At 58.5% G+C, this 13058-nt stretch carries 8 protein-coding genes; all 8 read right to left on the bottom strand.

The annotated features are described in order from the left end of the window. Nucleotides 1-51: 51 nt before the first annotated feature. A complete protein-coding gene (locus NKI21_RS17070; RefSeq protein ID WP_352441349.1) occupies nucleotides 52-4635 on the bottom strand; it encodes a glycoside hydrolase family 99-like domain-containing protein in 4584 nt (1527 codons plus the stop codon). Then, a complete protein-coding gene (rfbD, locus tag NKI21_RS17065; RefSeq protein ID WP_352441350.1) occupies nucleotides 4632-5534 on the bottom strand; it encodes a dTDP-4-dehydrorhamnose reductase in 903 nt (300 codons plus the stop codon). The genes NKI21_RS17070 and rfbD overlap by 4 nt, the downstream gene beginning before the upstream one ends. After that, nucleotides 5531-6601, bottom strand: coding sequence for a dTDP-glucose 4,6-dehydratase (gene rfbB, locus NKI21_RS17060; RefSeq protein WP_352441351.1), 1071 nt, complete (start codon nucleotides 6599-6601; stop codon nucleotides 5531-5533). Before rfbB ends, rfbD begins: the two co-directional genes overlap by 4 nt. 22 nt (nucleotides 6602-6623) lie before the next feature. Continuing rightward, nucleotides 6624-7175 (bottom strand): dTDP-4-dehydrorhamnose 3,5-epimerase, encoded by a 552-nt coding sequence (gene rfbC / locus NKI21_RS17055; protein ID WP_023808534.1) that lies wholly within the window; start codon nucleotides 7173-7175, stop codon nucleotides 6624-6626. A gap of 3 nt (nucleotides 7176-7178) precedes the next feature. Beyond that, nucleotides 7179-8060 (bottom strand): glucose-1-phosphate thymidylyltransferase RfbA, encoded by an 882-nt coding sequence (gene rfbA, locus NKI21_RS17050; RefSeq protein WP_023808535.1) that lies wholly within the window; start codon nucleotides 8058-8060, stop codon nucleotides 7179-7181. A 144-nt stretch (nucleotides 8061-8204) separates the two neighbouring features. Beyond that, nucleotides 8205-9536, bottom strand: a complete 1332-nt coding sequence (locus NKI21_RS17045; protein ID WP_352441352.1) for an O-antigen ligase family protein — start codon at nucleotides 9534-9536, stop codon at nucleotides 8205-8207. Beyond that, nucleotides 9533-10792 (bottom strand): tetratricopeptide repeat protein, encoded by a 1260-nt coding sequence (locus tag NKI21_RS17040; RefSeq protein ID WP_352441353.1) that lies wholly within the window; start codon nucleotides 10790-10792, stop codon nucleotides 9533-9535. Before NKI21_RS17040 ends, NKI21_RS17045 begins: the two co-directional genes overlap by 4 nt. Further along, the gene (locus NKI21_RS17035) at nucleotides 10680-13058 is read right to left on the bottom strand and encodes a GumC family protein (RefSeq protein WP_352866461.1); all 2379 of its coding nucleotides are present in this window, start codon (nucleotides 13056-13058) and stop codon (nucleotides 10680-10682) included. The genes NKI21_RS17040 and NKI21_RS17035 overlap by 113 nt, the downstream gene beginning before the upstream one ends.

The raw sequence follows: 13058 nt of genomic DNA, 5'->3' as shown, positions 1-13058 counted from the left end.
AGTCTCCTCGACGCTCTGTAGACATCTAATTCCCCACAGTCACCAGCGTCGTCATTCTTGAATTGGAATACCAAATCGTTCACTGAGTTCACGGCTGTAGATGCTCGCTCGTTCGAGCGCGGCAGGTCCAAGATCGTGGCTGCGGATTGTATCGGCCTGTACCTGCCTGATCTCCTGTAGGTGCCTGAGATCGAAATTTCCTATGGTTACGCTCGACTGATGCCGGCGGTGTGAATTGAGCGAACGCGGGGAAAAAGCGATCGAACCATTTTCGAGCAGACGCAAATATGTCACCCAATCCCCGGCGTTGCGCAACGACATGATCTCTTCGCTGTGTTTGGCCATCGCATTCCTGAGCGCCTCCCTTCGAAACAAGACGCCGCTGACGTTCGGAATGGTGTTCTTGAGGTAAAGTGCCTCGGCGATTTCCCGGCGGCCGTCCACGACGTAGGGTTTCGTCCAGCGAGACCGGTCGATGTCCGACACATAGTCGAGATAGTGTTCGGACAAGACCCGGCCGGCGCCGTCCATCTGTCGCGACTGGCAATAGCTCATCACCACCTCCTCGCGTTCGAAGGCGGGCAGAAGCTCGGCCAGAAAATCGGGATCGGCGAGGTCGTCGGCTTCGGCGATCCAGACATAATCGCCGCGCGCCATTTCGACCCCCCGCATCCATTGGCGGAATACCGATCCTGAATTCTGCGCATTGGCCACCAGCCGGTATGGAATGTCGCAACCGGCCAGAAATTTCTCGATGACTTCGACGCTATCATCGGTCGAAGCATCGTCAAGCACGATCAACTCGTAGGGCTTTATCGTCTGATCGACAATGGAGCCTAGACGTGCGCCCAAGTATCGGGCGTAGTTGTAGTTAGGCACGATGACCGACACCCGCGGCAATGGCTTTTCGGCGTAAATCAGCAGATCATGCAGGTATTGGCTGAAGCTGAACTCCTGGCGGACGATATCGCGGCCAACGCTGGCGAGACGCCGGGCTTCACTTGGATTGTCGAGCAGATTGCCAATGACCTCGGCCATCGCATCGGTGTCGAATGCCTGCACGAGGATTCCGCAATCCCGCTTCAGCAGATCCTGGAAGCCACCAGCGCCCTCAAAGGCAACGACCGGCACTGTGGCATCCAGCGCCTCAAGCACCACCGAAGGGAATGGATCTTCACGCGAGGTCAAGGCGTAGATATCAGCGGCGAAATAGTATTCCTGCGGATTTTCCACCAATCCGACAAAGACGAAGCTGCCCTCAAGTCCCGCTTCCTTCACCCGCCGCATTTGCTTGGCGTGAAAGACAGTATCGACATGACCGACCCAGACTGCAACCGCATCCGGCCTGGATGCCACAACCTTGAGGCAAGCATCAAGGAAAAGATCGAGGCCCTTGCGATGGTCGGCATAGCCCGCGCACAGGATGATGCTCGCGTTTGTCGAAAGCCCTAATCTTGCGCGAACCGCCTCGCGGACCTGTCGGCGATCATCGGCGAGATAGGGCGTACGCAGATAGAGTCCTTGCGGCCTGACTACCGACTGGCTGACCGGTTGGCCAACAAACTCTTCGAATCCGGCTTTGACGATCTCGGCTGGGAAAACGACCGTTTCAGCGTTCTCAACAATGGCTGCGGCTGCGTCAGCAAGACCGTAGGACGCCAATATTCCGGGCAGTTCATGGACGAGGCAAACGGTGCGGAACCCTGCCTGCTTCAGCAGCGGGATGAGCTTTCCGGATACGGTGGTATTCACGACGGCGACCTCGGCACCGTTGTTTCTAATGGTGGCCAGACGTTTCAACACATCGGCATCGCCTTGTTCAGGCAAGTCGATCCTGTGCACGGTCGCGGCGTGGGCGAAACGGCCGAGCAGCGGCCCGTCGCCCAGCACGATGAGATCGGGCTCAAAACCAAGCTGCTTGAATCCCTTGGCCAGATTGAGAGCCAGCAATTGCGCCCCATGCGGGTGGGCGTCGTGGGAAACGATTGCAATCCTGGCCTTGGACTTCCCCTTCGCCGCCTCCAAAGCGTCGCGGGTCGCTTGCAGATAGGCGTGGCCGTTAACGCTATCGGGCTCCAGGTGAGCGCCTTCCGCCCACTCGTTCCAGGCATTGACGAAAACCACCCGCTCGGATGGCTCGCTAATATGGGCCAAGGTGTCCTCAATGGCATTGTCCAGCCATCTGCGATACAGCTCGGGGGTGTTGTTGATGAACACCGTGCCGCCGCGCTTGCGGCGTGCGGTATTGTCCCAGCCCGGGCAAACCGAACGGAAGAGCTTGTATTTGCGGGATGAATAGGTTTCGCTGCGTTGTGGGAATACCGACCAGTCATAGACGGTCGTGGCAAAATCCTCATGCAGCGGCGTCACTGTATGCGTGACATTTGGCGGCGCGGAATTGTTTGGCGGAAATTCCACGGCGGCATCGAACCCGTAGCGATGGGGGGGCACAGATTCGAAGGACTGGGTGTAGGCCAGGAAAATCTCGCCGATGCCGTTCTCCCGGCACCAAGTCCGCCAGCGCCGCGCTGTCTCAGCCGCCGCCGGGAGCAGGCTTGGCCGATAGACGAGCAACAGCGGCTTGCCATTGATGCGGATGTAGCGAGGGTCACGAAGATAGGGCGCGACCTCGGCGATGAACGCGAGATCATCCTGGGGGGAGTGATCCTGAGCGATCAGGATCTCCTGGTCCATTCCGTCCCAGCGGCGCGACCAATTCTCGTTGGCCCAGCAGACGCAGAATGGCATGTCGAGGCGCTTATCCTCGAGCCAGTTTTCGAGCGGCTTTTCCAGGAGCCTCTTGCCGCCGAACCAATAAAAATAGAAGCAGAAGCCTTCCACTCCATAGAGCCTTGCCATTTCGATCTGGCGATGCTGCACAGCAGTATCGCGCAAGTCGTAGTAGCCGAGCGTATCCGGCACGTGCGGCTGGTGGTGACCGATAAATTGCGGCTCAGCGGGCCGGACATTAGACCATTCGGTGAAGTCCTGTCCCCACCATTCATCGTTTTCGGGGATCGGGTGGAATTGCGGCAGGTAGAACGCGATGACGCGCACCGGCTTCTGGAGCAACGGCGGCGCATCGAGAAGCGGCACATAGACTGGTTCGGGCGAGAAGATCGGGCCGGAACTGACCAGCGCCCCGCGCAAGACCATCTCGTTGCTGCCCACAGGCGCTTGGGGTGCCTCCATGCTTCTCCAGGCGCGGTAGGCATTCGTAACGCCAAACAGCGAAGGAAAGGTCGAAAACGCCGCTCTCTTCAATTTTCGCTTGAGGTCGATGGAGAGCGGCAGATTGTGCCAACAACCGTAGGCACCCCGAATCGCCAAGCGGCGGACCCGTATGCGAACATCGCCGATAGCGCGGACGCGGCTCCCAATCCCCCGCAGAGGCTTGGTCACTCGCCAGGATGTGCTGGCATAAACGGCATCGAGAACCTCATGCAACCGGATTTCCTCGGATCGCGCCTCGTCGCGATCCGCAAGCAGCGCACTCGTCGCCCTGTGCGCCATCGACAAATTTTGTTGCAGGAGCTCGATCTCCTTGTCTCTCGCAATGATCTGTGTCCGCCCTTGAGCAATCTCGTCGTCTCTTGCGCTGACTTGTGTCCTTGCGCTTGAGATCTCGTCTTTGTAGGTCCGGATTTGTTCTCGCATTTCAGCCATCTCGCTGGAGAAAGCCTCGATACGCGCCCCATGATGCCCCACCAATTTCCGGTTGGTTTCGATCTCCTCCTCCATCGTTGTTGCCTTCAACGACCATGGATTTCCGGTTTGATCGATCGCCTTGCTCTTCGTCTCGTCGAGAAGAACCACGCTCCCGTCGGCGAGCGCGACCCGCCCGTGCACGTTGCGCGCGCCCAGGACGTTTTCCGGAATAGGCAGCTTCGTGACAATGCAAAGCGAGTTCAAGAACTCGACGGAATGAACCGACGCGAGAGAAGCCTCATCGAATGTGACTTTGTGCCTGTCGGCGAAAGTCGCCAAGGCATCGACCCGACGACGATCCAGTCCCCAATGCTCATGGTTGACTACATCAAGCAGGCGTTTGAAAAACGAGATTGAGGAAAGCGGATCGTAGAGACCGCCCTCGAACTCCTGCCAGTAACTGCAATGCAAATCCTCGGCGATGTACATGCCCCCTTCGGAAAGATGGGGGAAATATCGTGCGAACGAGCGTATTATATCCGAGGATAGGTGCGATCCGTCATCAATTATAATATCATACTTTTCCGACATCGAGATGATGTCGCGCTCTGTTTCATCAGTATTGGCGTCACCTACGGAGATCTTTATCTTCCGGCTGTCGAAAACGAGATTCCCGCAAGCCAGATTGACGTCACAACCAACGATTATTTCAGCATTGGGGAAATATTTCTGCCATATCTCCAGGGATCCGCCATTCTGAACTCCGATTTCCAGGATTCGAACCGGCCTGTCTCGATACTCTGAAAAAATATCGTCGTAGGTGCTGAGATAGATCGACCATTTATCCGACACTTTGCCGCGATGCGCGTCGTACAGGTCACGAAGTGAAAGAGCCTGCTTTGCAGGCCTTGCCGTTTTGGCTTTGGCGCGTGCCTTGCCAGCAGGCATCGCATCGCGCAAGGTCTCGGGTGACGGGTGCTTGTTCATGCCGTCAATACTTGTTTCATCTCACTGGCTAGGAGTCGGTGCACCACCGCCTCCGTCGATTGCCGCCAGTCCGGCGCATCCCACGCGAACGCCGCCGCGAATTTCGCGCTCGACAGCCGGGAATTGGCGGGGCGGCGCGCCTTGGTTGGGTAGTCCATCGTAGCAATGTCCCGTACCCGCGCCCAGGGACCACCCAACACGCGGCTTGTGTCGAGGATATGGCGGGCAAAGCCGCTCCAGTTGGCCTCGCCGGTTCCGGCCAGATGATAGATGCCGGATGTGGCGGCGCCCTCGTGCAGCTGTGCCGCCGCATGCAGGATTGCGTCTGCGATATCAAGTGCAGATGTCGGATTTCCCCATTGATCGGCCACCACCGCGATCTCGTCGCGGTCGGCGGCCAGCCGCAGCATGGTCTTGACGAAATTCTTGCCGAACGGGCTGTAGACCCATGCCGTGCGCAGGATCAGATGGCGCGGATTGGCCGATGCAACCGCCTGCTCGCCGGCAAGCTTGGAGGCGCCATAGACGCTGGCTGATGCGGTCGCGTCGGTCTCGACATAGGCCGCGTCCTTGGTGCCGTCGAAGACATAGTCGGTCGAAAGATGAATGACGGGAACGCCAAGCAGCGCCGCCGCTTCCGCCACCTTGCCGGCGCCGATGGCGTTCACCGCGAATGCCAGATCGGGCTCATCCTCGGCCTGATCCACCGCCGTGTAGGCGGCAGCCGACACGACGATATCCGGCTTCGCGGCCGCGATGGCTTCGATCACGGTGTCGGGTCTTGAAAGGTCGAGTTGCGGACGGCCAATGGCGATGACCTCAACGCCGGCGGTCGCCTGGCCGGCCTCCAGGAGGCTTGCCGCGACCTGCCCGTCGCGTCCTGTGACAACCAGCCTCACGCCGCCCCCTTGCGCGCTTCGCCCAGCCGTTCACCGGCATAGCGCTGCTCGCGGATCGGTCCCCACCACCATGTGTTGTCGAGAAACCAGTCGATGGTCTTGGCGAGGCCGCTGTCGAAATTCTCATTGGGCGCCCAGCCCAGGTCCCGGCCTATCTTCGAGGCGTCGATGGCATAGCGGCGATCGTGACCGGGGCGGTCGGTGACGAAGGAAATCAGGTCGCGATAGCTCTTGCCCCCTGCCCGCGGCCGCCTGCTGTCGAGGAGATCGCAGATCGTCTCGACGACGCCAAGGTTCGTCCGCTCGGAATTGCCGCCGACATTGTAGCTTTCGCCCGGCAGTCCCCTGGTCGCGACAAGTTCCAGCGCGCGCGCGTGATCCTCGACGAACAGCCAGTCGCGCACATTGGCGCCGGCGCCATAGACCGGCAGCGGCTTTTCATCGAGCGCATTGAGGATGACCAGCGGGATCAGCTTTTCGGGAAAGTGATAGGGCCCGTAATTGTTCGAGCAATTGGAAAGCACGACCGGCAGGCCATAGGTTTCGTGCCAGGCCCGCACCAGATGGTCCGAGGCCGCTTTCGAGGCGGAATAGGGCGAGGATGGGGCGTAGGGCGTTTCCTCGACGAACATGCCGCCGTCGAAGGGAAGATCGCCGAACACCTCGTCGGTCGAGACATGATGGAAGCGGAAATGGCTCTTCCTGTCTTCGGGCAGGCCGCGCCAGTATTCCAGCGCGGCATTGAGCATCTTGTAGGTGCCGACGATGTTGGTTTCGATGAAGGTGCCCGGCCCATCGATCGAGCGGTCGACATGGCTCTCGGCGGCAAGGTTCATGACGATGTCGATATCGTCGCGCCGGAGGATGTCGAGCACCGCCTTTTCGTCGCAGATATCGGCCTGCGCGAAGCGATAATTGTGTGCGTTCTCGATCGGCCGCAGCGAGGCCAGGTTTCCCGCATAGGTAAGCTTGTCGAGATTGGTCACCCGATAGGCCGGGTTGGCGCACAGATGCCGGCACACCGCCGAACCGATAAAGCCCGCACCGCCCGTCACCAGAAAATTCATGCCGCTGTCCTCACGTAACCCATCAGGCGAACACCTCGGCGGCGGCCAGCAGCGGCGCCTTGAGGTCCTTGTCCGAGAGCTGGAACCCGCCGGTCAATGACGGCCATTCGATGCCGATGTCGGGATCGTCGAAACGGATCGACCGATCATGCGCCTGCGAATAGGTGTCGGTCACCTTATACAGGACCTCGGTGTCGGGCACGAGCGTCACGAAGCCGTGCGCGAAGCCTTTCGGCACCAGAATCTGGTTGCCCTTCTCGGCCGATACTTCGAGAGCGACCCATTTTCCGAAGGTTTTCGAACCGCGGCGAATGTCGACCGCCACATCGAGAATGCTGCCCCGGATGACGCGCAGCAGCTTGTCCTGCGCGCGCGGCGCAAGCTGATAATGAAGCCCTCGCAAGACGCCCGCCGCGGCGGAATAGGAATGATTGTCCTGCACGAAGGCCAGGTCTATGCCGGCCTGCGAAAAGCGCTCGGCATTGTAGGTTTCCACGAAGAAGCCGCGCGCGTCGCCATGTCGCTTCGGAACGATTTCCAGCACGCCATCGATGCCAAGGGGCCTGACCTCCAACGCCTAGCCCTCCGACAGGTCGACGACACGCCGGCGCAGATAGGCGGCATATTCATTCTTGCCCAGGTGGTCGGCGCGACGCAGAACCTGGTCCACTGTCAGCCAACCCTGTTCAAAGGCGATCTCTTCGGGACAGGCGACCTTGATGCCCTGGCGGTGCTCGATGGTGCGCACGAATGACGAGGCCTCATGCAGGCTGTCATGCGTGCCGGTGTCGAGCCAGGCAAAGCCGCGCCCCAACCGATGCACATGCAACTGGCCGCGCTCGAGGTAGACGTTGTTGACCGCCGTGATCTCGAGCTCGCCGCGCGCCGAGGGACGGATGGCAGGGGCGATGTCGACGACGTCGTTGTCATAGAAGTAGAGACCGGTGACCGCCCAGTTGGATTTCGGCACCTGCGGCTTTTCCTCGATCGTCAGCGCCGTTCCTGTGGCCTTGTCGAAGGAAACCACGCCATAACGCTGGGGATCCTCGACATGATAGGCGAACACCGAAGCGCCCTTTTCGCGCGAGGCTGCGTCGCGGCAAAGCTGCGACAGCCCGTCGCCGAAATAGATGTTGTCGCCGAGGATCATCGACACGTTGTCCTTGCCGATGAAATTGCGGCCGATGATGAAGGCCTCCGCCAGCCCGTTGGGCTGCGGTTGCTCGGCATAGGACAGGTCGAGGCCGAACTCCGATCCATCGCCAAGCAGATCGCGAAAAATCGGCAGGTCACGCGGCGTCGAAATGATCAGAATTTCACGGATACCCGCGAGCATCAGAACGCTCAGCGGATAATAGATCATCGGCTTGTCGTATATCGGCAGAATTTGCTTAGAGACTGCTAATGTTAGTGGATAAAGACGCGTTCCACTGCCTCCAGCAAGGATAATTCCTTTCAAGAAGCTCTCCTTGACATGCCTGAACCCCCCGGCCCCAGCCGCCCGTGCTTAGGTTCCATGCAATGGCTTGTCAATCTCGGCGTTCGGCAAACGACCGGGTCACGGTCCAGCGCCAATCCATGGCCAATTCCAGGCGACGCATTGCTATCGTCTTGCCAAGGCCGGCCTGACGGGAACAAGCAGATTGTCATCATGGGCCTCGGTCGACTCGCCTCTCTGGCTTAACCGCCCAGCGAATCCCTTGTGAAAGATGATGCCATTCATATAGGCGAAAGTCATCGCAAGCGCCGCCGTTCGCATGGGATAATCGACCAGGGAATGAACGAGCAGAAACGATACTGAGAGAAATGCCATTTTCTGCAGCGGATCTCGCCGTGCCGCAAGGGAAAACGCAAAAACCAATACCGAGTAGGCCGCGACCAGAAAGACAACAGGCGCGCCACCTTCAAGTGCCAATTCCAGATAATCATTGTGGGCGTGATTGACGTAGGGCTTGAAGATCATCTCTCCCTTTTCGTAAATCTGGTAGACTTTCGGAAAACTGCCAAAGCCGACGCCCGTCGCCCAGTTCTCTTCAATTCCCGCGATCGTCGTGCGGGCAAATTCGGCCCGTCCAAAGGCCGGGTCAACCACTTCCTCATCGATCTTCGTCCACGCCCCGATCGTGTAAAGCGAAAGCCCGATGAAGACAGCGGGTATTCCATACCCGCCCAGCCTCGAGCGCGCGGACAGAAAGACAACCGATATTATTGTGATCGCCAGCCCTATCAGAATACCGGCGCGCGAACCGGCGGCCAGGAGCAACAGCAGCAGCGTTATCAAGCCGAGCGACCCGGACAGAAGGTGCCCGCGAAACAGGCCGTAGTAGACGACGAAGGGGACGGAGACGAAGAGCAAAGCTGAAAAATGGTTCTGGTTGGCAAACAGTCCCGCATTGATCGTGAACGGCAGCAAACCCTGTATGGCAACCGTGTCGGAGAGCGAATACTGGATCGCCGCAGCCAGTCCGTTACAGATGACACCCATGAAAAAGAAGGGCAGAAGACCGTAGATCTGATCTAGGCGCAAGCGGGTGACGCTCAGAAAGAATGCAGCCATCGCCACGAAGTACAACAGACACTCGATCGTACGTCCCACGCCGACACTGACGAAACGCAGCCCGGTTTCACCGCTCAGCCATGGATTTGCAAGTAAAACCTCAGGCCGCAATCCGCTCAACAGGGCGGCAGGCAGCGGCACGATCTGAAAACAGAACACGGCTAGGCCCAGAGCAAGCAACCACAGGGCCGAGCGAGGGATGCCGTGCTCCGACGGCCTTGAAAAGACGGCCGCGGCCGCTGCAATCGCCGCCACCTCGATCAGCGCTTCGGTGTAGAGACCGCTCGCGGTGCCGCCGCCAATCAGCACTGACAGGAAAAGAACCGACCCAAGCAGATATTTTTCCCATTCCGTGGACCGGGTTGACCGCTCTCTCAAGATGAAACTCTTTCGATGCTCAATTTGTGCATGACCAGCGTGCCAACGTACCGAAATCGCCAGCTCTCAGCGATGGCAGCTGTTTCCAGCCGCAACAATTGCATGGGACACGCGCCTGGTCCGATCGCGAAATCCAGGCTCAACTGCCGCCGATTGAATGTGCCTTCCGGAATGTTGAACCGCGCTATTTCGCCCGCCGGATCCGCGCATCTGATGGACCAGAACAACTGTTTGGGCAGCTTCAGGTTTCTCGCGGAGGCGATCAGGGAAATCCTGTAGGAGCCGGGAGGCAGTTCGACATATTGCTGGAGCGCGGCGTTCTTCACCGGCGTATTCAGGAATCGAACAGTCGCTCCGCTATCGCTTTCGCCGACATCGCGCGCCCCGGCAAAGGTAATTTCCAGACCGGAGGGGTCGCGAACCTGCCAGTCGAATGGCTTGTCGCTGAGGATATGCTCAAAGCCGCCGTTGAAAATGTATCCGGCCAGTGTCCGCTCCTGATCGGACAGACTGAACAGGAACAGCCGATAGGCCGCCTCGTATTCCTTCTGCCGGATGTACCCGTTGATTACGGCAGACAACTCCTTCGACGTCGGTTGTGAGCTCGATCCGGCAAGGTCCAGCAACAGTTGATTTGCGACGCGCAGGCCCCGCGGATCCTTACCAAGGGCGGAGAAAAGATTGGACCTCCACGGTGCCTCGATCCTTAAGGCTGCCAGGACAGCCTGATATCCGTCCGGGTTTGAAAGAATAGCCGGCATGCCCGCCGCAATGACTGGAAATCTGTCGGGCCACCGACGCAGCAACGTGTCGATCTCGGCAACGGCCTTTGACAGATCGCCCACTGCGATCGAGCGATCGATCGATCTCTGAAGCGAATGGATTTCAGTCTTGGACAGCTTTCGAGCCTGGTCGAAGAGTTCAAAAGCCTCGTCTTTCTCACCTTGTCGATACTCAATCTCGCCTATCAGGCTGTAGAGCCGGGCATCCGCGACATTGAAACGAAGCGCGCCCTTCGCCTTTGTCGCCAAGACGTCGAGATCAACACCGTCGCCTGTTTCGCTCAACCGACCGGCAATTTCGCCTATCAAGGCATCTGTGTTCAAGGGATCGAGCGCAAGCGAGACGGCCGGCGTTTCCGACTCAAGAAGCCGACTTAGCCCTATCGACGAAACCGCCAACACCAGAACGGAGGCGACGAACCAAACGCCTGAACGCCGGAGATTTCGCGTGAGCGGGCTGGCCTGCTCCGTCATCGACTTTGCCCTCAATTTTCGGGGTACTCGCGCCATAGTCGTAGTACTGATAGTTCATGTATTTATAGGCGTAATTGTAATCGAACTTGTTGACCGTAAATTTCGACATCGCCGCTCCGATCACGTTCGCACCGGCTGAGCGCAGACGCTTGAGTGCCGTTTTGGCTGACTTGCGTGTGACCTGATTGGTCGAAACGACCATCAATGTGCCTTCGGCAAGCCGGCTGAGGATTGGTGCGTCGGAAAGACCGACGACCGGCGGGGCGTCGATGATGACCAGATCGAAGCGTTTGCCTAGATTGGTCAAGATCAATGCCATCTTCGGCGACGAGAGCAGGTCGGCCGGATTCGGCGGAATCGTTCCGGACGTCAGCACGGTGACATTGGGGTATTTCGTCGGTCTGAAAATGCTCGGCAGATCGTCCTTGCGAACGGTATTTGTCAGCAGGTTGCTCAACCCGATCGCATTGTCGAGGCCGAACAGCCGGTGCAGGTTGGGTTTGCGGAGATCGCCGTCGACAAGCAGAACCCTTGCGCCGAGTGCCGCGAAATCCTGGCCAAGCTTGAACGACGTGGTCGACTTGCCTTCCGACGGTTCCGAACTGGTCACCAGCAGCGATCGCGGCGCGCCCTCCGCACCGGAGAACTGCAGCGATGTTCGCAGCGAACGATAGGCCTCGGAGAGCCCGGATTTTTGATCGGCGATGCTGGCTATGAGTTCGCGGTCACCGACAAGCGGCAGGATGCCGAGCATCGCCAGCCCCAGCTCTTTCTCGATCTGCTCCGGGTTGGTGAAAGTGTTGTTCAGCAACTCGATGATGTAGATGATCGATGCAGCCAGGGCCATGAAAAGCGCGAGAGCGACTGCAAGATTGATGCTCAGACGTGGAGAATAGGGGGCTGTGGGCAGCGAAGCGAAATCGACTATCGCAGCGCTTTGCGTCTTGAGCTCCGAGCTAACGCCGACTTCATTCAGCTTGGCGATAAGGCTGTCATACTGCGATCGGTTGGAGTCGACTTCGCGTTTTAGGATCGTGTATTTGATATTCTTGTCGTTGAAGACGACCTGCTGCCTCTCCATCTCCGCGAGCTTGGACTTGAGGTCGGTTTCCTTGTTCTGCGCTTCCTGATATTTCAGCCGCAACGAATCGGTTATCGCCAGCACGCCGTTGTTGTAGAGTCGCTGCAGTTCCTTGATCTGCGATTGCAATTGCTGCATTTCCGGAAAACCGGGCTTCAGGATGCCCAATTTCTGCTGATACTGGCTGGTCAGATCCGCCAGCTTATCGCTAAGCTTCTGCAAACCTTCGCTTTCCAGAACCGGACCGAGGCTCGACCCGCGGCCCTTTTCTATCTGATCGACCACCCGCCCCGCATCAAGACGCTCCTGGATTGCCGTGGCCAGGGCGGTGTTCAGGGCTTCGATGTTGGAGCCGATCAGCGATTTGTCATCGCCGGTAACCGTGATGCCGGCATCTTTTGCATAGGTGACCAGTTCCTCTTCGGAGGTCTGCAGCTTTTGCTTCACTTGCAAAACCTGTTCCTGCATGAACTGCCGTGCCAGGTCAGAGGTCTCGCTGGTCTGATCGAGACGTTGATCGATAAAACTCTGCGCAACCTGATTGGCAACGTCGCTTGCATATTTCGGCTTTTGATCGACGAAGGTGATCGATAGCAGGCTTGTATTGGTGACCAGATTGACCGTCAGATCTTCCTGGATGCGCTTGATCGCAATTGCCTCGCGCTCTTCGGGCGTTTTCTCCTCAATGGAGGGTGACTTGGACATCCCGAACGCACGGTAGACAATATTGCTCGGGGAAAAGCTCGGCGTCGGAAACAGAAAATCCGGTTTTTCGCTAAGCCCAAGCTGGAACACCACGCGCTGAGCCAATGCCCGGCTCTTCAGCTTCTCCCGAGCGGTCAGGAAGGCCCGGACGTCGCTGTTTTCGGAAACAACCTCAATGTCCTGAAACACTTTCGCCGAAGGCACCAGAACTTCGAGCTGCGTCGTCGCCAGATATTTTGGTGTCTGCATCATCGTCACGATGACGCCGGCAACGAGCCCGGCCGCTGCCATCATGACGATCAGCCAGCGATACTGGACGATGTATAAAAGCAGCTTGAGCGGGTTGAACCCCTCATCCTGGCCCGCATAGTCGCGACCATAGGGACCGTAGTTTTGCGGCACGTCGTAATAGGAGTCCGCGGACAGGGCCTGGCCATGTCCGGGTCCGGCAAGTTGGGGCTGCCTGTTGCGATCGAGCAT

Origin of the sequence: Mesorhizobium sp. M0715 (genome assembly GCF_040320355.1) — a bacterium.
GTDB lineage: Bacteria > Pseudomonadota > Alphaproteobacteria > Rhizobiales > Rhizobiaceae > Mesorhizobium.
The sequence above is the reverse complement of the archived record's forward strand: the minus strand, read 5'-3'. Positions and strand labels throughout refer to the sequence as shown.

Coding starts and splice junctions, on each gene's coding strand:
- NKI21_RS17040 (WP_352441353.1), bottom strand. CDS start 10,792: ATGACGGAGCAGGCCAGCCCGCTCACGCGAAATCTCCGGCGTTCAGGC.
- NKI21_RS17070 (WP_352441349.1), bottom strand. CDS start 4,635: ATGAACAAGCACCCGTCACCCGAGACCTTGCGCGATGCGATGCCTGCT.
- NKI21_RS17035 (WP_352866461.1), bottom strand. CDS start 13,058: ATGCTCGATCGCAACAGGCAGCCCCAACTTGCCGGACCCGGACATGGC.
- rfbB (WP_352441351.1), bottom strand. CDS start 6,601: ATGAATTTTCTGGTGACGGGCGGTGCGGGCTTTATCGGTTCGGCGGTG.